Genomic DNA, 23,383 nt, shown 5'->3' with positions numbered 1-23,383 from the left:
TATAGAAAATGGCAGGGGCGGCTGGATTCGAACCAACGCATGGCAGGATCAAAACCTGCTGCCTTACCGCTTGGCGACGCCCCTGTATTGAATCAATCTGAGTGCCTGGCACTCAATTCCTTTTTCACAGAATTTGTAGCTTGCGATGCAACATCGAAACGTTGCTTCCTTTTGCTACGAACCCTGTAAGGGTCTCTGTAAGAAGGGCCGAGACTTTATCAGCTTCAGCTTTGTTTGGGAAGGCCCCAAACACACAACTTCCAGTTCCGGTTAATTTTGCTTCGGTAAAATTACCTAGCAAATTCAAAGCGTTACGTACATCTGGATAACGCTTCTCTACAACCGCTCTACAGTCGTTTTGACTGTTTCCCTTGGGAACGGGGCGCACTTTAATGGGAGGCGTGTCACGTGTCAACAGTGGATCTGAAAAAATTTCTGCTGTACTTACAGATACTTGCGGCACAAGCACCAAATACCACGGTTCTTCGGGGTTTACAGGGGTGAGGATTTCTCCGACACCCTCAGCAAATGCGGCACGTCCACGCACGAAAACCGGGACGTCAGCCCCCAGCGTCAGGCCCAGAGCAGCCAGGCGATCTTCATCCCAGCCAAGATTCCACAGATGGTTCAGGCCAAGCAGGGTCGTTGCTGCATCCGAACTGCCGCCACCGATGCCGCCCCCCATGGGCAGGCGTTTTTCCAGCCAGATATCCATGCCCAGTGTGCAACCGGACTGTTTCTGTAATGCCCGGGCAGCCTTGACGATCAGATTGCTGTCGTGAGGAACGCCGGGGACATCGGTTTGCAGGCGGATTTCACCGTCCTCGCGAACGGCGAAGCCGAGTTCGTCGCCGTAGTCGAGAAACTGAAAAATGGTTTCCAGTTGGTGATAGCCGTCAGGACGACGGCCAAGAATGTGCAGCATCAGGTTCAGTTTGGCGGGAGCGGGCAGGGTCAGGCTTGGCGTGCTCATGTTCATTGCCCCAGTTTGCGAGGCTGCCAGTCCTTGATGACCAGCGTGACATCCAGATCCTGGCCATGCAGTTTGATGCGCTCAGGCAACCAGTAACCGTTCTGCTCGATGTAACTGAGGTATTCCACCTGCCAGTCATCCTGTTCAAGGCTGGCCAGTCGGCTGTCGTCATCCAGTGTCAGACGGCTCTTGCTGTCGGGGGCGGGAAGGCCGCGCACCCACCAGACGAGATGGGAAACCGGGAGTTTCCAGCCCAACTGGTCTTGCAGCAGGGTTTCCGGCGTTGTCGCTTCGTAGCGGCCCTGGTTGGCCACTTCAAGGCTTACGCCGCCAGGACGACCCGTCAGGCGTGCCGCACCGCGTCCCAAAGGGCCGGAGAGGCGAATGTCGTAATAATCCTGGCGTTGCAGCCAGAACAGGGTGCCGCTGCCGGAATCCCTGGGGGCCCGAATACCGACCTTGCCGTTGATCTGCCAGCCGTCGAGGCTGCTCAGTTGTTGTTTGTGCTCGCGCCATTGCGCTGAGTTGCCCTTGCCCTGAAGGGCTTCTCGGGAGGTCATGCCGGCGCAGCCGGCAAGCAGGGCGATAAGGCTGAATACGATTACATGGCGCAAAAACATAACGTCAAAGATTCTCTGATCCGGTCAGGCGCAGCAGTGTGCCACGCAGAATAGGGCTGTCAGGTTGCTGTTCAAGGGCTTTGCCCCAGACTTTACGGGCTTCACGCTGTTCGCCTTTGGCCCACAGGACTTCGCCCAGATGAGCGGCAACTTCGTGGTCCGGGAAGCGTTCGAGTGCCATGCGCAGCAGGCGTTCGGCTTCGTCCAGGTTCCCCATGCGGTAATTGACCCAGCCCAGGCTGTCGAGCACGGCCGGGTCATCGGGAGTCAGGCTGTGGGCCTTTTCGATCAGTTCCCTGGCCTCGGCATAGCGGGTCGTACGATCCGAGAGGGTATAACCCAGAGCATTCAGGGCCATGGCGTTTTCCGGCTCGCGTTTGATGATCGCCCGCAGGTCTTTCTCCATCTGCGCCAGATCATTACGCTTTTCCGCCAGCATGGCGCGGGTATAGAGCAGGTTCACATCGTCCGGGTATTGCTTGAGCGCCTGATTCAGTACTTGCCAGCCGCGATCGGGCTGATTGTTGCTGGTCAGGGTTTCGGCTTCGATCAGATACAGCTGGATCGCGTAGTCCGGTTGAGTATCGCGGGCTTCGGCGAGGCGTTTCGAGGCTTCGGCGGCGTTGCCGTTGCTCATCAGAATGTCACTCTGGCGAAGCTGGGCAGACAGGAAGTCACTGCCCGGCCCGACCTGTGCGTATTCGGCAAGAGCGCTTTGCGGATCATTGCGCTCTTCGTGGATGCGGCCCAGGTTCAGGTGAGCGGAGTCGACATGTGCGCCTCGCTCCACCAGCTCTTCCAGATAACCGGCTGCTTCGTCCCACGCCTTGGCTTCCAGGCAGACCAGTGCCAGCGAGAAACGCAGCTCGTCGTCATCGGGATATTGCTGCAGAAGGCTGGAAAACTGCACCTTGGCATCTTCCATGCGGTTCTGTTCGACCAGCATGCGGGCGTAGGTCAGGCGCAGGCGTTTGTCTTCGGGGTATTTCTTGAGGCTTTTTTCCAGGATCGGCAACCCTTCCTTGCCGCGACCCATGCCTTGCAAGAGGCGTGTACGCAGCAGGATTGGCGCGATTTCGCCATCCTTTGGCGGGTTGTCTTCAAGCAGGCGCAGGGATTGCTCGGAGTCACCGTTCTGCTGAAGCAGCAGTGCCTTGCCGAAAATCAGCTGGCCATTGCTCGGGTACTTGCCCAGCAACCGGTCGAAGCTCTTGAGCAGGCCGTTGCGGGTATCAGTGTCGGTTTCCGCTGCGGAGAGCGCCAGAAAGTCGAAATGCGTATCGCCCTGGCCCTGCAGGACCTTCTCCATATACATCATGGAGTCGTCATAGCGTCCGGAGCGTGCCAGCTGAATCGCGGCAGCCCTTTGCGCTTCCAGGTTGGTCGAGTCGTTGCGTGCCCAGATCATGGCGGTATCCAGAGCAGCCTGGTCGGCCCCCAGATACTCGGCTATGCGATAGGCGCGCTCGGAAACGCCCGGGTCCTGGGTCTTGATCGCCTGAGTGACGTAATTATCCAGCGCAATATCGAAACGGTTGCGTTGGCCGGCCAGCTCGGCGCTCAACAGGCTTACCAGGGTTTCCTGAGTGAACGAGCCATAGACCAGCGGCTTTGCTTCAGGCGCGGGAGGAGTGTCTTTCTGTGCAGTCACAGGTTGCTGTGAGACGGGGGCCATGGACTGGCAGCCGCCGAGAAAGACAAGGGCAAGGAACAACGCGGAGGATCTAGTCATATATAAGAAAGGCGGCTTACCTGCGGTTTGGAGCATCATGACACAAGGATGTTGGCAAAACCCACCACCCGTGGAAAAACTACTGCAACAGCGGTTTTGGCGGCGTCGCCGGCCTCAAGAGGGGCCTGCAACGAGCGATTCTAGTGGGACAATAATATGCAGTGGTTGTTCTGAGCTTATTGAAGTAGGACAATTGCTGGCTTCACGTCACCACCAGCGACCCTGAATGGCCTTCCTTGCTCTAGGTATTAACCATAAGACTGCCTCGGTCGACGTTCGCGAGCGCGTTGCATTTACGCCGGAACAGTTGGTCGAGGCCTTGCAGCAGCTTTGCCGTCTTACCAGCAGTCGCGAAGCCGCGATTCTCTCGACGTGTAACCGTAGCGAGTTGTATATCGAGCATGACCAGCTCGCAGCTGACAGCATTCTGGCGTGGTTGGCGGACTATCACCAACTGAGTCTGGATGAATTGCGCGCCAGCGCCTACATACATGAAGACGATGCTGCCGTGCGTCACATGATGCGCGTAGCGTCGGGGCTGGACTCTCTGGTACTCGGAGAGCCGCAGATTCTCGGGCAGATGAAGTCGGCCTATGCGGTTGCCCGTGAGGCCGGAACCGTTGGTCCGTTACTCGGGCGCCTGTTTCAGGCCACGTTCAGTGCGGCCAAGCAGGTTCGTACCGACACGGCCATTGGTGAAAACCCTGTATCGGTCGCATTTGCCGCCGTCAGCCTGGCAAAACAGATTTTCAGCGATTTGCAGCGCAGTCAGGCGTTGCTGATCGGCGCGGGCGAGACCATCACTCTGGTTGCCCGGCACCTGCGTGACCTGGGCGTCAAGCGTATCGTGGTCGCCAACCGGACTCTGGAGCGTGCCAGCATCCTGGCCGCCGAGTTTGGAGCCCATGCGGTACTGCTTTCGGATATCCCGGCAGAACTGGTCAACAGCGATATCGTGATCAGCTCTACAGCCAGCCAGTTGCCGATTCTGGGCAAGGGCGCTGTTGAAAGTGCTTTGAAGCTGCGCAAGCACAAGCCGATTTTCATGGTGGATATCGCTGTTCCGCGCGATATCGAACCTGAAGTCGGTGAGTTGGACGACGTTTACCTGTATAGCGTCGATGATCTGCATGAAGTGGTCGCCGAAAACCTCAAGAGCCGGCAGGGTGCTGCCCTGGCGGCTGAACAACTGGTCAGTATTGGCGCCGACGACTTCATGTCCCGTCTGCGCGAGCTGGCGGCAGTCGATGTGCTGCGTGCCTATCGTCAGCAAAGCGAGCGGCTGCGCGACGAGGAACTGAGCAAGGCGCAGCGTATGCTGGCCAACGGCAGCAATGCAGAAGAAGTATTGATTCACCTGGCCCGTGGCCTGACCAACAAACTGCTGCACGCTCCAAGCGTTCAGCTTAAAAAGCTGTCTGCCGAAGGCCGCGTCGATGCGCTGGCCATGGCTCAGGAACTTTTTGCCCTCGGTGAGGGCTCGACGGATAAACCTTCGCAATGAAAGCTTCACTGCTCAATAAGCTGGATGTGCTCAGCGACCGTTTTGAAGAATTGACCGCGCTGCTTGGCGATGCGGAAGTTATCAGCGACCAGACCAAGTTTCGCGCCTATTCCCGTGAGTATGCCGAAGTAGAGCCTGTCATCGAGGCTTACAGACAACGCATCAAGGTTCTGGCCGATCTGGACGGTGCGCAGGCTCTGCTCAAGGACAGCGACCCGGACATGCGGGAAATGGCGGTCGAAGAAGTCCGTGAAGCCAAACAACAGTTGGTGGAACTTGAGGCGCAGTTGCAACGCATGCTGCTGCCCAAGGACCCGAACGACGGCCGTAACGTGTTTCTGGAAATCCGTGCGGGCACGGGCGGTGACGAGGCGGCGATCTTCTCCGGCGACCTGTTTCGCATGTACTCGCGTTATGCCGAGCGTCGTGGCTGGCGTGTGGAAATCCTGTCGGAAAACGAAGGCGAGCATGGCGGCTATAAAGAAGTCATCGCCAGGGTCGAAGGCGAAAATGTCTACGGCAAGCTGAAATTCGAGTCCGGTGCCCACCGCGTACAGCGTGTGCCCGAGACTGAGTCCCAGGGGCGTATCCATACCTCGGCCTGCACCGTGGCGGTATTGCCCGAGCCTGACGAGCAGCAGGCCATCGAAATCAACCCGGCAGACCTGCGCATCGACACCTATCGCTCTTCCGGTGCCGGTGGGCAGCACGTCAACAAGACCGACTCGGCCATTCGCATTACCCACTTGCCATCGGGTATTGTCGTGGAGTGTCAGGAAGAACGTTCGCAACACAAGAACAGAGCCCGGGCAATGTCCTGGTTGTCTGCCAAACTGAATGATCAGCAGACCAGCGCCGCTGCCAATGCCATCGCCAGCGAGCGCAAGCTTCTGGTGGGGTCGGGTGATCGTTCGGAGCGTATTCGCACCTATAACTTCCCTCAAGGGCGAGTGACGGATCACCGTGTCAATCTGACGTTGTATTCACTGGATGAAGTTCTGGCCGGTGGGGTCGATGCAGTGATAGAGCCGCTACTCGCTGAATATCAGGCTGATCAACTTGCGGCACTGGGTGAGTAAATGACCATCATCGCCAGCTTGTTAAGAAGCGCTGAACTTCCCGACTCACCAACGGCGCGACTGGATGCCGAGTTGCTGCTGGCCGCTGCCCTGGGCAAGCCGCGCAGTTTCCTGCATACCTGGCCCGAGCGCATTGTCAGCACCGAAGCGGCGCTGACTTTTGCGGGTTACCTGCAACGCAGGCGTACCGGTGAGCCCGTGGCTTATATCCTGGGCCAGCAAGGCTTCTGGAAGCTCGACCTGGAAGTCGCGCCCCATACATTGATTCCACGTCCCGAAACCGAAATGCTGGTTGAAGCGGCGCTGGAACTGATCCCGGCTTTTGCCCCCGCTCAGGTTCTGGACCTGGGAACCGGCAGCGGGGCGATTGCCCTGGCGCTGGCCAGTGAGCGTCATCAGTGGAAGGTGACGGCCGTGGACCGTGTGCTTGAAGCCGTCGCTCTGGCAGAACGTAACCGACAGCGCTTGCAACTGGACAACGCCGTGGTGCTTAACAGCCATTGGTTCAGCGCGCTGGATCAGGAGAAGCAGTTCGACCTGATCATCAGTAACCCGCCTTATATCGCTGACGCCGATCCGCATCTGGCTGCCGGTGATGTTCGCTTCGAGCCGAGCAGCGCACTGGTTGCCGGCACCGATGGCCTGGACGACCTGCGAGCCATTATCCAGCAGGCTCCGGCGTATCTGCGCAACGGCGGCTGGTTGTTGCTCGAACATGGCTATGACCAGGGGGCCGAAGTGCGGAACCTGCTCACCGCCAGTGGTTTCGATCGGGTGCAGACCCGGCGTGATCTGGGCGAGCACGAGCGCATTACCTTCGGATGCCTGCTGTGCTGAGTGACCAGGAACTGCTACGTTACAGTCGGCAGATCTTGCTGCAACACGTCGATATCGATGGGCAGATGCGGCTCAAGAACAGCCGTGCGCTGATCGTCGGTCTTGGTGGCCTTGGTTCGCCAGTGGCGCTGTATCTGGGCGCTGCCGGGGTTGGTGAGTTGCATCTGGCCGATTTCGACAGCGTCGACCTGACCAACCTGCAACGCCAGATCATTCATGACAGCCAGAGTATCGGGCAGGCCAAGGTGGATTCAGCCATGGCACGTCTGACGGCCATCAACCCTGAAGTGAAACTGGTCGCTTATCGTGCCGCTCTGGATGCCGACTCGCTGAGCGCAGCAGTGCAAGGCGTGGATCTGGTACTTGATTGTTCAGATAACTTCTCGACCCGCGAAGCCGTGAATGCGGCCTGCGTCGCAGCAGGCAAGCCCCTGGTCAGCGGCGCTGCGATCCGCCTCGAAGGCCAGTTGTCGGTGTTCGACCCGCGCCGCGCCGAGAGCCCTTGCTATCACTGCCTGTACGGTCACGGCAGCGAAGCCGAACTGACTTGCAGTGAAGCTGGCGTCGTCGGTCCTCTGGTGGGCCTGGTCGGCAGCCTGCAAGCCCTGGAAGCCTTGAAGCTGCTGGCGGGTTTTGGCGAGCCTCTGGTCGGCCGCCTGTTGTTGATTGATGCCCTGACCACTCGTTTCCGGGAGCTGAAGGTCAAGCGTGATCCGGCATGTGGTGTGTGTGGCGCTGCCAGAGGCAAGCATGACTGACGCTCGCCCGCCTTATAGCCGTAGCGCGCCGGTCGGGGTATTCGACTCTGGAGTGGGCGGGCTTTCGGTACTCACCGAGATTCGCCAGCTTCTGCCCAACGAGTCACTGCTGTATGTCGCGGACGGCGGTCATATTCCCTACGGCGAAAAGAGCCCGGAATTCATCATTCAGCGCTGCCTCACGATTGCCGGTTTCTTCCGTGAGCAAGGTGCCAAGGCGCTGGTGCTGGCCTGCAACACCGCGACAGTGGCAGGCGTTGCGCAGATACGTCAGCGCTACCCCGACTGGTCCATCGTTGGTATGGAGCCTGCGGTCAAACCGGCCGCTGCCGCGACTCGCAGTGGTGTAGTGGGAGTTCTGGCGACAACTGGCACTCTGCAAAGCGCCAAGTTCGCCGCTTTGCTCGACCGATTCGCCAACGATGTGCGGGTCGTTACTCAACCCTGCCCGGGATTGGTGGAGTTGATCGAAACCGGTGATCTCCTCAGCCCGACCATTCGCCAATTGCTCTGGACTTATGTCGAGCCACTGCTGCTTGAAGGCTGCGACACCATCATTCTAGGCTGTACTCACTACCCGTTTCTCAAGCCGCTGCTGCGCCAGATGATTCCCGATTCCATCAGCCTGATCGACACTGGCGCCGCTGTAGCCCGGCAGCTTCAGCGTCTTTTGGCACAAGCCGACCTCCTTGCCACGACTCCCGGGTGCGAAACGTCCTACTGGACGAGTGGTAATCCAAATGATTTCAAAAAAATTCTGCCAGCTCTATGGCAAAGCGCTGGCAGTGTGCGAAGCTTAGGTTTGTAAAAAAATCGTGAAAAAAGCTTTTGGGGGCTGAACCAACGCTTTGCTGCTGCTTTCTATAGTGCGTCTGCCAAGTTTCCAGCACTTTCTAACAACTACCATATGAAATGGATGTTTCTTATGAAGCGACTCTTTTGTTCGGCCGTGGTATCGGCTGTTCTCGCAGGGCAAAGCTCTCTGGCACAAGCCGATGGCGTTGAGTTTTCGGTAGGTCATACCAGCCAGTCGACGATGACCTATCGTCTGGGCGTGCAGTTCGATTGGGATAAAAGCTGGTTGAAAAGCGATATAGGTCGCCTGACCGGTTATTGGGATGGCGCCTACACGTATTGGGATGGAGACAAGCGCTCCAGCAATAACAGCCTGTCGTTTTCGCCAGTGTTGGTTTACGAGTTTTCAGGACAGAGTGTGAAGCCTTACATCGAGGCGGGGATTGGTGTTTCGGTGTTCTCCAATACTCAAGTTGAAGACAACAAGCTGGGCTCGGCTTTCAACTTCGAAGACCGCATCGGTTTTGGTCTGCGCTTTGCGGGCGGGCATGAAATCGGCATTCGCGCCACTCACTATTCCAACGCTGGCATCAAACAGCCGAACGACGGGATAGAAAGCTACGCTCTGCATTACAAGATGCCGTTCTGATAGTGAACGACCAGGCGGGGGAGAATTTATTCGCGACAGGCCGCTACATTCGATACCTATCCATCGTTTGCCATGCCGTCTCGCGAATGAATTCGCTCCTACCCGCCGCCCTCAGAGATAAGCTGTCGCAATTCCCTGCCGTTCGTTCATGCACTCTTCTGCACCTGCCTCAAACTCTCGGCATATAAGCGGGCGTTTTTCGTAGATGGTACACATCATGGTGTTGCGATCCAGCGCCGCGCACCAGCCGTCCTCCAGGCGCAGCATGACTTCGCCGCCCCACTCATCGGTATCGATATAGCGCTCGGGCACGCCTGTGTCGGTGATGAGCATGACTTCCAGCTGGCAGCAGCAGGCCGCACAGGTCGAGCAAGTGACTGCCGGCTCGCTTGGAATCGGTGTCAGAGTGATGAGCGCGGATTTCAGTGGGGGGCTCCGGTGGGTCTGTTGATAAGTGGATGGGTAGCCAGTCGCTGAAGCAAGGGAAAGATGACGGCCCAGACCGCGCCCAGTATCAAGAGACTTGGCCACAAACCCAGTGGAAGCTGGGCTTGCGCCAGTTGCGAGCCTGCATAGTACGACATCGGGCCGCCAATTGCGCCGAGCAGGCTGGCTCGCCACCAAGGGGTGGCGGTCCAGGCCAGGCAGTGATTGAGCGTGGTTGCCAGGACTGCCCAGAGTAATACCAGCCACAAGGGAATCAGTGGGCCATCGGTGCCGAAGTCCAATACCCCCAGATTCATCAATGCACTGTCGAGCAGCGTGCCCAATACGGTTACGGCCAACAGCAATCGGCCCTCGCTCGTCCAGGAACTTGTCCACAGCAGATGTATTGCCAGCACACCGGCTGCAATCAGCAGCCAGTAGCTGTTGCCGCCCAGCACGCAGGCGAACCAGCCGATCTGGAACAACAGCGCATTGGCGACGGTTTTAAGCATCGAAGAGCCCAAGCACCGGTGCGCGCAAGGCCTCGGGTTTGGCCAGCAGCAACTGCGCGGTGCCGATGGTCCGCTCTAGAAAGCCGCCCTCGCAATAGCACAGATAGAATTCCCACAGGCGCAGGAAGTATTCGTCGTAACCCAGGTCCAGCAAGGCGCTGTGGGCCTGTTTGAAGTTTTCGTGCCACAGGTGCAGGGTACGGGCGTAATGCAGGCCGAAGTCTTCCATGTGCAGCAGGTTCATGTCGGTGTCGCCGCCGACGATTTCCAGCATCTTGTGGACCGATGGCAAGGCACCGCCCGGGAAAATATAGCGCTGGATGAAGTCTACGTTCTTCCTGGCCTGCTCATAGCGCTGCTCGCGAATGGTGATGGCCTGCAAGAGCATCAGCCCGTTGCTCTTGAGCAGATGCGAACACTGCTTGAAGTAGGTTGGCAGAAACCTGTGGCCCACTGCTTCGATCATTTCGATGGACACCAGCTTGTCGTACTGGCCGGTGAGGTCGCGATAATCCTTGAGCAGCAGGGTCACGCGGTCTTGCAGGCCCAGTTGTACCAGCCGCTGCTCGGTGTAGGCGAACTGCTCTTTCGACAGCGTGGTCGTCGTGACACGGCAGCCGTAATGCTGCGCGGCATAAATCGCCATGCTGCCCCAGCCCGTACCGATTTCCAGCAGATGATCCTCGGGTTTGAGGGCCAGTTTCTGGCAGATGCGCTCCAGCTTGTTCAACTGGGCCTGTTCGAGGCTGTCGTTCTCGTTCAGGAATTGAGCGGCGGAATACATCATCGTCGGATCGAGAAACTGCTCGAATAATTTATTGCCCAGGTCGTAATGGGCCGAGATGTTTTTCTGCGAACCTTTGCGGGTATTACGGTTGAGCCAGTGCAGGACCTGGACCATGGGCCTTGTCAGGCGTGCAATGCCGCCTTCCATGGCATCAAGTACATCAAGGTTGCTGACGAACACCCGCACCACTGCCGTCAGGTCCGGCGTGGTCCAGTAGCCATGGATAAAGGCTTCGCCCGCACCAATGGAACCGTTGCTGGCAACCATGCCCCAGACCGCAGAGTCGCGGATATGGATTTCCCCCTGAATCAGCGCTCCGGCCTTGCCGAAGACATGGCGTTCAGTGCCGTCGTTGACCACCAACTGGCCGTTGCGCAATTTGCTCAGTTGGCGCAACACGCCCCGGCGCAGAAAACTGCCTGTCAGGTTGTGGGCACCCAGATTGGCAGAAAAACCACTACTACTGATGTTTTTCATCACGTCGATCCTTGGGTTGCGGCGTGCCTGTACGGTATTCACCGTCAGCAGTCTGATGATTGAAAATCGGGATGCGCTTGAGAAACAGGCGTATGGCCTGCCAATAGATCGCAAGGCAGGTCTTGGCAGTCATCCATGGATAGGCAAGCAGATAGCGATGCAGTGTCTGACGATTGAGCTTCTGCCGACTCAGGTTGAGCGTGGCGTCGAACACTTTCAGCTCTCCCTGCCAGTCGGCCATATGCACACCGATTCTCTCGGCGGGCTGGCTGAAGCTCATGCGGTATTCCAGGTCGCGTGGCAGAAACGGCGACACATGAAACGCCTTGGCCACGGCAAAGTGCTGATGACCTTCGCCATTGGCAGGCAGGACATAGTGATACCGCTCGCCCCAGGGCGTATTGGTGACTTCGCACAGGATGGCGGCCAGTGCTCCGTCGATTTCATGGCAGTAGAAAAAACTCACCGGGTTGAAAGACAGGCCCCAACTGCGAGCCTGGGTCAGCAGGCAGACCCGGCCCAGCGGCATATGCCCCAGCGCTATTGCGACTCGCTCGCGTACCGCTTCGATCAGGGGCACGCCGCGTCCGGTCAGTTCCGGCAAATAATCACGTTCTCTGAAGGAAAACGGTGAAAAGCGTCTGTCTCCGGCCAGCGGTGACAGGTTGAGTACGGCGTCCTGCTCGTCCAGATCCAGATAGAGCAGGCCGATTCGATAGTTGAATTCGTGAGCTCTGGGCGCAAAACGCCGATGAGTGATCCAGCCGCTGTAAAGGGCGCTGTTCACAGCGCTTCCCCAAAGGCCTGGGCCACGCGCAGGCCGCTGACCACGCCGTCTTCATGGAAACCGTTGGCCCAATAGGCGCCGCAGTACCAGGTGTTTTCAACGCCGTTGATTTCCTGCCAGCGCTCCTGGGCTGCAATGGCATCCAGGCTGTATTGCGGATGGGCGTAGCGATAGCGGCCGAGGATTTTATCCGGGTCGATGGCGCTGGTCTGATTCAGGCTGACGCAGAACGTGGTGTCGCTTTCGATCCCTTGCAGGATGTTCATGTCGTAGGTGACGGCAGCCAGTTGCTGCTCTCCGCCACCAAGGCGGTAGTTCCAGCTGGCCCAGGCCAGTGAGCGTTTGGGCAGCAGTCGTGTGTCGGTGTGCAGAACCACGTCATTTTCGGCATAACGCAGAGCGCCGAGAATGTCCCGTTCGTGCTGTGAGGGCTGGGCCAGCAACTGCAAGGCCTGATCGCTGTGGCAGGCGAAGATCACCTTATCGAAGCGCTCACTGCCTGCCGCGCTGTGCAGGGTGACGCCCTCGCTGTCACGCTCTACCCGATGCACAGGGCATGACAGGCGAATGCGGTCTTTGAACGAAGCCGTCAGCGGTTCGATGTAGCTTCTGGAGCCACCTTCAATCACACACCACTGGGGACGGTGAGTGACAGAAAGCAGCCCGTGATTCTTGAAGAAGCGCACGAAGAATTGCAGAGGGAAACCCAGCATGTCCGCCAGTGACATCGACCAGATTGCCGCGCCCATGGGCACGATGTAATGGTCGATGAAGCGCTGGCCGTAGCGGCCGTTTTTCAGGTATTCGCCAAGCGTCGTGTCGGCCGCGATGCGCTGGTTTTCCAGGTCGGCCACGGACTGGCGATTGAAGCGCAGAATATCGCTCAGCATGCCCCAGAACTTCGGCGACAACAGATTGCTGCGCTGGGCGAACAGGCTGTTGAGGTTATTGCCGTTGTATTCGACGCCGCTGCGCGGGTCATGCACCGAAAAGCTCATTTCGGCCGGCTTGAATGCCACGCCCAGCCGGCCTAGCAATTTGATGAAGTTCGGGTAGGTCCAGTCATTGAAGACGATAAAGCCGGTATCGATCGCATAGGCACGGCCAGCGACCTGCACATCCACGGTATGCGTGTGGCCGCCGATCCAGTCCGACGCCTCGAACACCGTGATGTCATGGGAGCGATTGAGCACGTAGGCGCTGGTCAGGCCTGAGATACCGCTGCCAATGATGGCGATCTTCATTGAGCGTCCTTATTCGAGGTCGGGGGGCGTGCCATGTGTTTGCAAAGGGCGAATCTTGCCCGGGCTGGCAACATGGCCAGCAAGCGCAGGCTGAAAATGAAAGGGCCGGGGAAGGCGATTTCCAGTGGGCGTTTGGGGCTGTTCAGTCTTTTGGCGATGTAGTGTGCTGCCTTGTCGACAGGCCAGCGCATGGGCATCGGAAAATCGTTTTTTTCAGTCAGCGGCGTTTCGACGAAACCCGGGCTGATCACGGTGACGTCAATGTTTTCGCTGGCCAGGTCCAGGCGCAGTGATTCGAACATGTAGCGCAGGCCGGCCTTCGAGGCGCCGTAGGCTTCGGCTCGGGGCAGCGGCAGGTAAGTCACCGCGCTGGCGACGCCAGCCAGATGTGGTTTTGTACCTTTGCGCAACAAGGGCAGTGCTTCCTGGATGCAGAAGCTGCTGGCCAGAAGGTTGGTGCGAATCACCCGCTCCACCAGTGCTGCATCGAAGCTTTGTGCGTCAATGTACTCACAGGTCCCGGCATTGAGGATGGCCGTGTCCAGTGCTCCCCATTCCTGTTCGATACGATCGCCCATGTGCCTGACTTGCTCGCCATCGGTGATATCGCCGGTTACCAGCAGGACCTGGCCGGGGTAACGCTGCGACAAGTCCTGCAAGGGCTCAAGGGTTCTGGCGGTCAAGGCCAACTGGTTTCCTGAGTCGAGCAGCTCTTTTGCCAGTGCCAGACCAATACCGCTGCTTGCACCCGTCAGCCATATGCGACGTGCGTACGAAGTCTTCATGCCAACCTCTTTTTCAGCCAGGCAATCAAGCCTCCCATGATGGGGAGGTGTTCATAGAGCAATGCACCGGCGTCGAAGTAGTCTCTATGCCGGTAAACCTTTTCGTGCCAATGCAGGTGCGAACAACCTTCGACTTTGATAAGCCGTCCCCTGTTCAGGCGTGGGTGTGAATAACTCATGGTCCAGGTCAGATAGCCTTCACCGGGCCTGACTTCATCGAAGTGATGGAAGTCGAAATGCAGTGCGCTGACATTGCTGTAAAGCTGAGCGAAGTAATCCTGCATGGCCGCCAGACCCTGGATATGGTGCATCGGGTCTGTGAATGACACGTTGTCGCTATAGAGCCCGGCCACTCGCTCAAGGTTGTCCTTGTTCAGCGTTGCGAAGTCATGGGCGAAGCGTTGCAGGAATTCACTCATGGAGCGGGCCCGCTGCTGGCTGGCGATGGGGCAGGGCCTTGAAGGCGGCCAGCGCCCGTGCGCGGCTTTTGCTCAGGTCGACAATCTGTGCGGGATAGTCTTTTACGCCGAACAGGCCACCGACGAGGGACGGGTCATGCACTTCTTTCTTGTTGAGGCTGGCCAGTTCCGGCAGCCAATGCTTGATGAAGCGCCCTTCGGGATCGAATTTTTCCGATTGCGACAAAGGGTTGAAGATACGGAAGTAGGGTGCCGAGTCTGTGCCAGTGGACGAACTCCACTGCCATCCGCCGTTATTGGCCGCCAGGTCACCATCGATAAGGTGACGCATGAAAAAGCGCTCGCCTTCACGCCAGTCGATCAACAGGTTCTTGGTCAGGAACATCGCAACGACCATCCTTAGTCGGTTATGCATCCAGCCGGTTTCCAGTAACTGGCGCATGGCTGCATCAATGATGGGCAATCCGGTGCGGGCTTCCTGCCACGCGGCCAGTTCGGTTGGAGCGTTACGCCATTTGACGGCTTCGGTTTCCGGGCGGAATGCGCGATGGCGTGAAACGCGAGGGTAGCCTACAAGAATGTGTTTGTAGAACTCCCGCCACAGCAACTCGTTGATCCAGGTCACGATCCCGGTATTACCGGTTTCAAATTCCCCGTTATTGCTCATCAGGGCTGCATGCAGGCATTGGCGTGGAGAAACCACGCCGGCTGCCAGATAGGCCGACAACTGGCTGGTGCCAGGTTTTGCCGGGAAATCGCGTTCGCTCTGGTAGTAGCGGATCTGATCGTCGCTGAAGGCAGCCAGGCGTCTGAGCGCTTCGTTTTCACCGGCAGGCCAGAGTTCTCGCAGCGTTTTGGAGGGCGTTGTAAAGCCTTCGACCTGATCAGGTACCGCATCGCTTTTGATCGATAACGGTTGCTGGGCCTTCGGTGCGCGAATGAGGTGTGGCATCGCTTCGTGCAGGCGGGCGTAGCAGACCTTGCGGAACTGGCTGTAAACCTGAAAGTAGCCGCCGGTCCTGGTCAGGATGCTGCCAGGCTTGAACAGCAGTTGATCCAGATAGCTGCTGAAATGAACACCGGCGTTTTCCAGTGCATGGCGTACGGCCTGATCGCGTTTGCCTTCATTGATGCCGTACTCCTCATTCGCATGTACGCCTTCGACGCCATGCTCGGCGCAGAGCTGCAACAACACTTCAGGGGCTTTGTCCCAGGTATCTGCATCACGAATCAGTAGAGGGACATTCAGATCGCCCAAGGCTTTTTCCAGCTCGACCAGATTGCGTAGCCAGAAATCGACCTTGCAGGCTGCGTCGTCATGGTTCTGCCATTGAGTCGGGCTGATCAGATACACAGCCAGCGCAGGACCCCGCTCCATGGCAGCGGCCAGGGCGGTATTGTCGTGAACGCGCAAATCGCTACGCAGCCAAAACAGTTGCATGTGAAATCCTTTAAATGAGTCCGAGCCTGTTCAATTCGATCTGTGCGCTGAGCGGGTCCTGAGCAAGGGTCAATCCTGTGACCTCGTTCGCACATACGAGCAAATCGGCGTTATGGATCTGTACCGTTGGTCCGCTCAACACGATCGGGCAGGAAATATTGCTCAGTAGCCTTGGCAGTTGAGTCGGGTTCAGCGATTTGCTGGAGTAGAGCAGGACGCCGCGTGGTTGCAGGTATTCGGTGGCCAGTGCCAGCTCACCGTTTGGCAGCGGCCAGTCGAATACTTCCACGGGGCAGTCGGCGCTGCTGACCAGCCAGGCCACGAGCCATAGATGCGGCTCAAGCGGCAGGTCGGACTGATTCACCAGCAGCAACGGCTTGCCGTTGAGTTGCCGGTTGTTGTGGTAGATACGTGCGCCAAGCTTGCTGCGTAGCCACGAATAAAAGAACACACGCTCCATCTGCGCGCCGAACTTGCCCTGCCAGCGCTTCTCCAGCTCGGCCAGCAGCGGCAGCAACAATTGCTCACACAAGGTTCGTGGCGGATACAGCGACATGGCCTGATTGAAAACATCGTCGACCCGGCGTTCGGCCAGTTCACCGATGGCCTGCAACAGCGTCTGGTGCAGGGCATCCCAATCATTGCCGGGCGTGAAGCTTTCCGGCTGTTGTTCATCGATCAAGGCTTTGACCTGACTGACGGATACACCGCGATTGAGCCAGGTCAGAATCGTCATCACCCGCTGTACATGCTCGTGGGTATACAGGCGATGTCCCTTGGCAGTGCGGTGGGGCACGATCAACCCGTAGCGTCGTTCCCAGGCCCGCAACGTGACGGCGTTGACCCCGGTCTGACGTGCAACTTCACGGATCGGCAGCCAGTTGTCTGGCTCATGCGCCTCTTGGTTTGTATCGTTCATGGTTCAGATCGCATTACGCAGGCTCAGTTTTTCCGGATGCGGCTGCATGTAAACCTGCAGCGCAATATACGGATCAGGATGTTGGCGGAAGTGGTGCTTGAGCAGGGTCAGCGGCACGATCAAGGGCACGACGCCTTGATGGTATTGAGTGATCAATTGCTGGATTTCCTGCTTGTCCTCAGTGTCGAGGTGGTGTTTGAGGTAGCCACTGAGGTGTTGGAGGACGTTGGTGTGGGTGCGGCGGGTGGCGCATTTTTTAAGTGCCGCCATCAACTGGCTGAAATAGCGCGGTGCAATCTCGTTCGGATCGCTACGGCCCATGCTGCCCAGCATGTTGCCCAGCACTTTGTACTGCTCGGGATTGCTGGCCATGAGCTGATATTTGTAGCGCGAATGAAATTGGCTCAAGGCGCGACGTGTCACGCCCTCTTTGAGCAGTTGCTGCCAGGCCGCGTAGGCGAATACCCGCGTGACGAAGTTTTCCAGTAACACGGCGTCGTTGAGTCTGCCGTCTTCTTCTACAGGCAGGTCGGGGTGTCTGGCGCAGAAGGCCTGGGCATAGATACCGCGTCCACCGCCATCGACGGGCGCGCCGTTTTCTCGATAGACCTTGACCCGCTCCAGGCCGCAGGACGGTGATTTCTGCATGAAAATGTAGCCACAGATATCGCCCAGCTCGGTCGCCATGTGCAGCCCGTAATCAGCCAGCGCCGTGGTGACATTCAGGTCGCTGTTGACCGTGCCGACGGCCTGGGGATTTTCGGGGTCGCCCACCAACCGGATCGGTTCACGGGGAATCCCCATGCCGATGGCGACTTCAGGGCAGGCCGCAACGAAATCGAAATACTCGCTCAGCGCCCGCGTACAAAGACGAGATTCTTTATGACCGCCATTGAAACGAACCTCAGCGCCCAGCAGGCAGGCACTGATACCCAGTTTTGGCTTATCGATCACAGGCGCTGACATCACAAACCTCTACGCAAGACTTATACAGACCAAGAAGTCTGTACAACTTGTGTCATCATAGGTTTGTAGCTGTACAAGTCAAATTCTTTGTACAAGAATTTACAGGCGGCGCTTATTCACAAGGCAGACGCAGGCTCATTTCCAGCCCATGCGCCACACTTGCGCATTCTGTAGCGTCTGCCATGGCAATCGCTCGCTGCGGTGAGTCATCACGGCTTGCAGTTCTATCTCCAGCACCGTGCCTTCCTCATCCTTGAACAGCTCGGTCACCAGAAAGTGCTTTTCGCGGTTGAGCGGGACTGCTGCGGTCCATTTCGACAGCAGCAGCTTGCGGGGATTGATGGTATTCACTTGAGGTGTTCAAGCAGGCGGCGTGCGGCTTCCTGGCCGCTGAGCCATGCGCCTTCGACGCGACCGGACAAGCACCAGTCGCCACAGACATAAATGCCCAGGTCAGCATCGGAGAGTGCGCCCCATTCATGCGAGCCGGCAGGTCGTGCATAGAGCCAGCGGTGCGCCTGGCTGAATACCGGAGCTGGCATCGGGCAGTTGATCAGTTCGGCGAATGCGCCATGCAGATGCTCGATGACTTCCTCTTTGGGCATGTCCAGATGTTGTCTGCTCCAGTTGCTGGTGGCATGCAGAACCCAGGTGTCGAGCGTGTCGTCACGTTGGGGTTTACTGCGATTGCGGGCCAGCCAGTCGAGGGGGCTGTCTTGTACGAAACAGCCTTGCATCGGAGTTTGCAGGGGAGTTGCGAAAGCCAGGGCCACGGCCCAGGTCGGGTCCATTTTCACGCCGGTGACCACGCTTGCCAGTTTCGGTGCCGCCGCCAGCAGTGTCGTTGCCTGAGGCGCTGGCAGGGCGATGACCACATGGCTGAAAGGACCGTGGCTGTTGCCTTCGGCATCTTGCAGGTTCCAGTGATGTTCGCCGCGAAAGACTTCGGTGATGCGGCACGAGAATGTCACGGGCAGATCGCTCAGCATGGCGCGGGTAATGGCGCTCATGCCTGGCGTGCCGACCCAGCGCACCTGTTCGTCCGGCGACGGGCTGAGCCTGCCACCATGGAAGTTGTAGAGCGAGGGAGTCCATTCGGCCACATAGCCCTTGGCTTGCCACTGATTGACGGCTGCTACGAAGCGGCGATCACGGGCGGTGAAATACTGCGCGCCCATGTCCAGAGAACCTGCCTCACTTCGCTTGCTGGACATTCTTCCGCCGCTGCCGCGGCTTTTATCGAAAAGATGTACGTCATGCCCGGCAGATTTGAGTGCCTGGGCAGCAGAGAGTCCGGCGATACCGGTACCGATGATTGCGATAGGTACAGTCATAGGGGCCTCGTTACCTTGTCTGCACAGACTACGCCGTAGTTAAAACCTGTACAATCTCCGTTTTTGGTATAACTTGCAGTCGTTCTCGATTTTACTGCCTGGTCAACTGCAACCTGTTCGGTCAAAGACGGTCAGTCTGTTGCTTGTAGACAATGGGCCAACTGCCCGGGGTGGGCAGTAAAGCTCCAATTCATTCAGGTGTGGCCTATTGTTCAGCAAAAGGTTTTGCTTTTGTGGATAAGCCAGACCTATAAAAAATAGACTACTCAATTGCCCCGAACGCCACGCGAGGTAACCTGCCATGCACATATTGCTGACCGGCGGTACTGGTTTGATAGGACGAGCGCTCTGTCGATTCTGGTCTGCGCAAGGCCATCAGTTGACAGTCTGGAGCCGCCGACCCGCTCAAGTGCCTGAACTCTGTGGGCCGTCGGTGCGTGGGATTGCCCGTCTGGATGAGTTGGGTGAGCAATCGATCGATGCCGTCATCAACCTCGCGGGTGCTCCGATAGCTGACCGTCCCTGGACTCGCAAGCGCAGGTTGCTGCTGTGGAGCAGTCGCATTGGTCTTACCGAGCAACTGCTGGCCTGGCTGGAGGGACGGCAGCAAAAGCTCGAGGTGATGATTTCCGGTTCCGCGGTCGGCTGGTATGGCGATGCGGGTGAGCATGAACTGGATGAAACCTCCCGGCCAGCCAAGGAAGACTTCGCCAGCCAGTTATGCACCGCCTGGGAAGAAACCGCTCAACATGCAGAGGCCCTGGGCATTCGAGTGGTTCTGGTGCGTACCGGGCTGGTGGTGTCCGAGCAGGGCGGTTTCGTGAAGCGTTTGCTGCTGCCCTTCAAGCTCGGCCTGGGTGGCCCGATAGGCAATGGTCGGCAATGGATGCCCTGGATTCATATCGACGATCAAATCGCGGCGATTGATTTTCTGTTGAACCGCAGTGATGCCCGAGGTCCTTATAATCTCTGCGCGCCAACGCCGGTGCGTAATCGCGAATTTGCCAAGACCCTGGCGGGCGTCCTTCACCGGCCAGCCTTCATGCCTTTGCCGGGGTTTGCGTTGCGTGTGGCGCTGGGTGAGCTGTCTGTTTTGCTGCTGGGTGGTCAACGAGCCCGGCCAGCCCGTTTGCTGGAGGCGGGTTTTACCTTCCGGTTTACTGATCTGCGCGCCGCCCTGAGTGAATTTTCGGGCCGCCATTGAAATAGGATTTTGCATGACCGATCACGCGCTGTTGCTGGTCAATCTGGGTTCGCCTGCTTCTACAGCAGTGCCGGACGTACGCCGGTATCTCAACCAGTTCCTGATGGACCCTTACGTCATCGACCTGCCGTGGCCGGTTCGCAGGCTGCTGGTTTCGCTGATCCTGATCAAGCGCCCGGAGCAGTCTGCCCATGCCTATGCGTCCATCTGGTGGGATGACGGTTCGCCGCTGGTAGTGCTGAGCAAGCGCTTGCAGGAGGCCATGAAAAAGGAGTGGACGCAGGGGCCGGTTGAACTGGCGATGCGTTATGGCGAGCCCTCCATCGAAACGGTACTGACGCGCCTGGCAGGGCAGGGCATCAAGAAGGTGACTCTGGCCCCGCTTTATCCACAGTTTGCGGATAGCACCGTCACGACCGTGATCGAAGAAGCCAAGCGTGTGGTGCGGGCCAAATCGCTCGCAATGGAGTTCTCGCTGCTGAAACCTTTCTACGATCAGGACGAGTACCTCGATGCCCTGGTGGAAAATGTTCGTCCGCACTTGCAGCAGCCCCACGATCACCTGCTGCTGAGTTTTCACGGCCTGCCGGAAAGGCACCTGACCAAGCTCGACCCTACCGGCAACCACTGTTTCAAGAATGAAAACTGCTGCATGACCGCGCCGCCGGAAGTGGTCGCCACCTGCTATCGCGCACAATGCCTGCGCTCAGCTGCGGCCTTTGCACAGCGCATGGGCATTCCTGACGGTAAATGGTCGGTGTCGTTCCAGTCGCGTCTTGGGCGTGCCAAGTGGATTGAACCCTACACCGAAGCGCGCCTTGATGAGCTGGCAGCTCAGGGCGTGAAAAAGTTGCTGGTGATGTGCCCGGCATTCGTGGCCGACTGCATCGAGACACTGGAAGAGATCGGTGATCGCGGAGCGGAGCAATTCAAGGAGGCGGGCGGTGAAGAGCTGGTGCTGGTGCCCTGCCTGAATGACGACCCGAACTGGGCCAGGGCCTTGAACCGGATGTGTGAAAAAGCACCCTTGATGTCGTAGGAGCGAATCGGGCGGCGCTCCGCTCATTCGCGAATGAATTCGCTCCTACGCGGGTTATGGTTATGGCAGTTGCTTGTTCTTCCAGCTGTCATTGCCCGGCAGGATCAGGTTCAGGGCGATGGCAGTAATGGCGCACAGGGCGATGCCCTTGAGGCCGAAGTCATCGGGGCCGTTGCCGGTTCCGATCAGCACTCCGCCAATACCGAACACCAGGGTCACCGAGACGATCACCAGATTACGCGCCTCGGACAGATCGACCTTGTGTCGAATCAGGGTGTTCATCCCCACCGCAGCAATCGAACCGAACAGCAGGCACAGAATCCCGCCCATGACCGGCACCGGAATGCTTTGCAGTAGTGCGCCGAACTTGCCGATAAAGGCCAGGGCGATGGCAAAGATCGAGGCCCAGGTCATGATGGCCGGGTTGTAGTTCTTGGTCAGCATCACCGCGCCAGTCACTTCGGCATAAGTGGTGTTGGGCGGGCCACCGAACAGGCCGGCTGCTGTCGTGGCGATCCCGTCGCCAAACAGGGTGCGATGCAGGCCAGGTTTTTTCAGGTAGTCGCGTCCGGTCACGCTGCCCACCGCGATCACACCGCCGATATGTTCGATGGCCGGAGCCAGTGCCACCGGGACAATGAACAGGATGGCCTGCCAGTTGAACTCCGGTGCGGTGAAGTGCGGCAGTGCCAGCCAGGGCGCGGCGGCAATCTTCGCGGTATCCACCACGCCAAAGTAGAACGACAGCGCAAAGCCCACCAGTACGCCGGAAATGATCGGCACCAGACGGAAAATACCTTTGCCGAACACCGCCACGATCAGTGTGGTCAGCAAGGCTGGCATCGAAATCAGCATGGCGGTCTTGTAGGGGATCAGCTCGGCACCGTCACCCGATTTGCCCATCGCCATGTTGGCGGCAATGGGGGCCATGGCCAGGCCGATAGAGATGATCACCGGGCCGATAACCACCGGTGGCAGCAGGCGGTCAATGAATCCTGTGCCTTTGATTTTCACGGCCAGGCCCAGGAAGGTGTAGACAAAACCTGCCGCCATCACGCCACCCATGGTCGCAGCCAGGCCGAACTGGCCTTTGGCGAGAATGATCGGAGTGATGAAGGCAAAGCTCGATGCCAGGAATACCGGCACCTGACGACCTGTCACCATCTGGAACAGCAGCGTGCCCAGACCAGCGGTGAACAGCGCCACGTTGGGATCGAGCCCGGTAATGAGCGGCATCAGCACCAGGGCGCCAAAGGCCACGAACAGCATTTGTGCGCCGGAAAGAACCGTACGCCACAGTGGATCGTTGAATTCGGACTGCTTCATCGAATTATGCGTCCTTTTGCTTGGTGCCGAAAATCTTGTCACCGGCATCACCCAGGCCAGGAATGATGTAGCCGTGTTCGTTCAGACGTTGATCGATGGATGCGGTGTAGATAATCACGTCCGGGTGAGCCTTCTCCACCGCCGCGATACCTTCGGGGGCCGCCACCAGAACCATGGCGCGGATTTCCTTGCAGCCGGCTTTCTTGAGCAGGTCGATGGTGGCGATCATCGAACCGCCTGTCGCCAGCATCGGGTCTATGATCATCGCCAGACGCTCGTCGATTTCCGGAACCAGCTTTTCCAGATAGGTGTGGGCTTCCAGTGTTTCTTCATTGCGGGCCAGGCCTACGGCGCTGACTTTTGCGCCCGGAATCAGGCTCAGCACGCCGTCGAGCATGCCGATGCCGGCACGCAGGATCGGCACGACGGTGATTTTCTTGCCCGCGATCTTCTCGACCTGAACGGTGCCGCACCAGCCTTCGATGTCGTAGCTTTCCAGCGGCAGGTCTGCGGTGGCTTCATAGGTAAGCAGTGCGCCGACTTCCTGTGCCAGCTCACGGAAATTCTTGGTGCTGATATCGGCGCGGCGCATCAGGCCGAGCTTATGGCGGATCAGCGGATGACGGATTTCACGAATGGGCATAAGAAAAGGCTCCAGCAGGGGGCAAAAAAACGGCCTAGATTAATCTATTCAGCTGTGACTGTCTTACAGCGCATGCAGTATCGTCACGCAAGGTGTGAATCCTTGCCTTCGGGCGGTACTCGCAACG

The 23,383-nt window shown here is 58.2% G+C and carries 25 protein-coding genes and 1 tRNA gene; 8 read left to right on the top strand and 18 right to left on the bottom strand.

The genetic code is table 11. The features are described 5' to 3' along the window. Positions 1–9 precede the first annotated feature (9 nt). The 4 genes from JL015_RS22985 to JL015_RS22970 all read right to left on the bottom strand — a co-directional run bounded on the left by JL015_RS22985 (position 10) and on the right by JL015_RS22970 (position 3,325). Positions 10–84 (bottom strand) — tRNA-Gln (locus JL015_RS22985). A gap of 40 nt (positions 85–124) precedes the next feature. Next, positions 125–973 carry a 4-(cytidine 5'-diphospho)-2-C-methyl-D-erythritol kinase gene (gene ispE, locus JL015_RS22980; RefSeq protein ID WP_201006499.1) on the bottom strand — a complete coding sequence of 283 codons (849 nt, stop codon included), beginning with the start codon at positions 971–973 and terminating at the stop codon, positions 125–127. Between the two features lie 2 nt (positions 974–975). Next, positions 976–1,593 carry a lipoprotein insertase outer membrane protein LolB gene (lolB, locus tag JL015_RS22975; RefSeq protein WP_201020059.1) on the bottom strand — a complete coding sequence of 206 codons (618 nt, stop codon included), beginning with the start codon at positions 1,591–1,593 and terminating at the stop codon, positions 976–978. A gap of 4 nt (positions 1,594–1,597) precedes the next feature. Then, positions 1,598–3,325 (bottom strand): tetratricopeptide repeat protein, encoded by a 1,728-nt coding sequence (locus JL015_RS22970; RefSeq protein WP_201020058.1) that lies wholly within the window; start codon positions 3,323–3,325, stop codon positions 1,598–1,600. Positions 3,326–3,551: 226 nt separating this feature from the next. Between JL015_RS22970 and hemA the strand changes: the two genes are divergently transcribed. From hemA to JL015_RS22940, 6 genes are all read left to right on the top strand, one after another. Then, the gene (gene hemA, locus JL015_RS22965; RefSeq protein WP_201006503.1) at positions 3,552–4,829 is read left to right on the top strand and encodes a glutamyl-tRNA reductase; all 1,278 of its coding nucleotides are present in this window, start codon (positions 3,552–3,554) and stop codon (positions 4,827–4,829) included. Next, entirely contained in the window at positions 4,826–5,908 is a 1,083-nt protein-coding gene (gene prfA / locus JL015_RS22960; protein ID WP_201006504.1) for a peptide chain release factor 1, read from the top strand. The genes hemA and prfA overlap by 4 nt, the downstream gene beginning before the upstream one ends. Beyond that, a complete protein-coding gene (gene prmC, locus JL015_RS22955) occupies positions 5,909–6,745 on the top strand; it encodes a peptide chain release factor N(5)-glutamine methyltransferase (protein WP_201020057.1) in 837 nt (278 codons plus the stop codon). Next, positions 6,739–7,503: a molybdopterin-synthase adenylyltransferase MoeB gene (locus tag JL015_RS22950; RefSeq protein WP_201020093.1), complete on the top strand. Its 765-nt coding sequence runs from the start codon at positions 6,739–6,741 to the stop codon at positions 7,501–7,503. The genes prmC and JL015_RS22950 overlap by 7 nt, the downstream gene beginning before the upstream one ends. Then, on the top strand, positions 7,496–8,311 hold the full coding sequence (gene murI / locus JL015_RS22945) for a glutamate racemase (RefSeq protein ID WP_201020056.1): 816 nt from the start codon (positions 7,496–7,498) through the stop codon (positions 8,309–8,311). The genes JL015_RS22950 and murI overlap by 8 nt, the downstream gene beginning before the upstream one ends. A gap of 117 nt (positions 8,312–8,428) precedes the next feature. After that, positions 8,429–8,947, top strand: a complete 519-nt coding sequence (locus JL015_RS22940; RefSeq protein WP_201020055.1) for an acyloxyacyl hydrolase — start codon at positions 8,429–8,431, stop codon at positions 8,945–8,947. Between the two features lie 111 nt (positions 8,948–9,058). Here the strand turns inward: JL015_RS22940 and JL015_RS22935 are convergent, their stop codons facing one another. The 12 genes from JL015_RS22935 to JL015_RS22880 all read right to left on the bottom strand — a co-directional run bounded on the left by JL015_RS22935 (position 9,059) and on the right by JL015_RS22880 (position 19,044). Beyond that, complete coding sequence (locus JL015_RS22935) at positions 9,059–9,358, bottom strand: YkgJ family cysteine cluster protein (protein WP_201020092.1); 300 nt, start codon at positions 9,356–9,358, stop codon at positions 9,059–9,061. A gap of 11 nt (positions 9,359–9,369) precedes the next feature. Beyond that, positions 9,370–9,885, bottom strand: coding sequence for a DUF2878 domain-containing protein (locus JL015_RS22930; protein ID WP_201020054.1), 516 nt, complete (start codon positions 9,883–9,885; stop codon positions 9,370–9,372). Further along, positions 9,878–11,149 (bottom strand): SAM-dependent methyltransferase, encoded by a 1,272-nt coding sequence (locus JL015_RS22925; protein WP_201020053.1) that lies wholly within the window; start codon positions 11,147–11,149, stop codon positions 9,878–9,880. The genes JL015_RS22930 and JL015_RS22925 overlap by 8 nt, the downstream gene beginning before the upstream one ends. Next, a complete protein-coding gene (locus JL015_RS22920) occupies positions 11,133–11,936 on the bottom strand; it encodes a DUF1365 domain-containing protein (protein ID WP_201020052.1) in 804 nt (267 codons plus the stop codon). The genes JL015_RS22925 and JL015_RS22920 overlap by 17 nt, the downstream gene beginning before the upstream one ends. After that, positions 11,933–13,180, bottom strand: a complete 1,248-nt coding sequence (locus tag JL015_RS22915) for an NAD(P)/FAD-dependent oxidoreductase (RefSeq protein WP_201020051.1) — start codon at positions 13,178–13,180, stop codon at positions 11,933–11,935. Before JL015_RS22915 ends, JL015_RS22920 begins: the two co-directional genes overlap by 4 nt. Further along, positions 13,177–13,965 carry an SDR family NAD(P)-dependent oxidoreductase gene (locus JL015_RS22910; protein ID WP_201006512.1) on the bottom strand — a complete coding sequence of 263 codons (789 nt, stop codon included), beginning with the start codon at positions 13,963–13,965 and terminating at the stop codon, positions 13,177–13,179. The genes JL015_RS22915 and JL015_RS22910 overlap by 4 nt, the downstream gene beginning before the upstream one ends. After that, entirely contained in the window at positions 13,962–14,384 is a 423-nt protein-coding gene (locus JL015_RS22905) for a nuclear transport factor 2 family protein (protein WP_201006514.1), read from the bottom strand. The genes JL015_RS22910 and JL015_RS22905 overlap by 4 nt, the downstream gene beginning before the upstream one ends. Then, positions 14,377–15,825: a deoxyribodipyrimidine photo-lyase gene (phrB, locus tag JL015_RS22900; protein ID WP_201020050.1), complete on the bottom strand. Its 1,449-nt coding sequence runs from the start codon at positions 15,823–15,825 to the stop codon at positions 14,377–14,379. The genes JL015_RS22905 and phrB overlap by 8 nt, the downstream gene beginning before the upstream one ends. A 10-nt stretch (positions 15,826–15,835) precedes the next feature. Beyond that, positions 15,836–16,744 carry a MerR family transcriptional regulator gene (locus tag JL015_RS22895; RefSeq protein ID WP_201006518.1) on the bottom strand — a complete coding sequence of 303 codons (909 nt, stop codon included), beginning with the start codon at positions 16,742–16,744 and terminating at the stop codon, positions 15,836–15,838. 3 nt (positions 16,745–16,747) lie between these two features. Beyond that, on the bottom strand, positions 16,748–17,710 hold the full coding sequence (locus tag JL015_RS22890) for a YbgA family protein (RefSeq protein ID WP_201020049.1): 963 nt from the start codon (positions 17,708–17,710) through the stop codon (positions 16,748–16,750). A 135-nt stretch (positions 17,711–17,845) separates the two neighbouring features. Then, entirely contained in the window at positions 17,846–18,061 is a 216-nt protein-coding gene (locus tag JL015_RS22885; RefSeq protein WP_201020048.1) for a TIGR02450 family Trp-rich protein, read from the bottom strand. After that, complete coding sequence (locus JL015_RS22880) at positions 18,058–19,044, bottom strand: NAD(P)/FAD-dependent oxidoreductase (RefSeq protein ID WP_122321095.1); 987 nt, start codon at positions 19,042–19,044, stop codon at positions 18,058–18,060. Before JL015_RS22880 ends, JL015_RS22885 begins: the two co-directional genes overlap by 4 nt. Positions 19,045–19,345: 301 nt before the next feature. Here JL015_RS22880 and JL015_RS22875 point away from each other — a divergent pair, with 301 nt between their 5' ends. Then, on the top strand, positions 19,346–20,248 hold the full coding sequence (locus JL015_RS22875) for a TIGR01777 family oxidoreductase (RefSeq protein WP_201020047.1): 903 nt from the start codon (positions 19,346–19,348) through the stop codon (positions 20,246–20,248). 13 nt (positions 20,249–20,261) lie between these two features. Beyond that, positions 20,262–21,287 carry a ferrochelatase gene (gene hemH, locus JL015_RS22870; RefSeq protein ID WP_201020046.1) on the top strand — a complete coding sequence of 342 codons (1,026 nt, stop codon included), beginning with the start codon at positions 20,262–20,264 and terminating at the stop codon, positions 21,285–21,287. 60 nt (positions 21,288–21,347) lie between these two features. On the opposite strand, the gene JL015_RS22865 is transcribed toward hemH, so the two are convergent. After that, positions 21,348–22,613, bottom strand: coding sequence for a uracil-xanthine permease family protein (locus JL015_RS22865; protein WP_201020045.1), 1,266 nt, complete (start codon positions 22,611–22,613; stop codon positions 21,348–21,350). Between the two features lie 4 nt (positions 22,614–22,617). Next, on the bottom strand, positions 22,618–23,256 hold the full coding sequence (upp, locus tag JL015_RS22860; protein WP_201006531.1) for a uracil phosphoribosyltransferase: 639 nt from the start codon (positions 23,254–23,256) through the stop codon (positions 22,618–22,620). Between the last annotated feature and the right edge of the window lie 127 nt (positions 23,257–23,383).

It is taken from the genome of Pseudomonas cichorii (assembly GCF_015471405.1).
Lineage (GTDB): Bacteria > Pseudomonadota > Gammaproteobacteria > Pseudomonadales > Pseudomonadaceae > Aquipseudomonas > Aquipseudomonas serbiensis.
The sequence above is the reverse complement of the archived record's forward strand: the minus strand, read 5'-3'. Positions and strand labels throughout refer to the sequence as shown.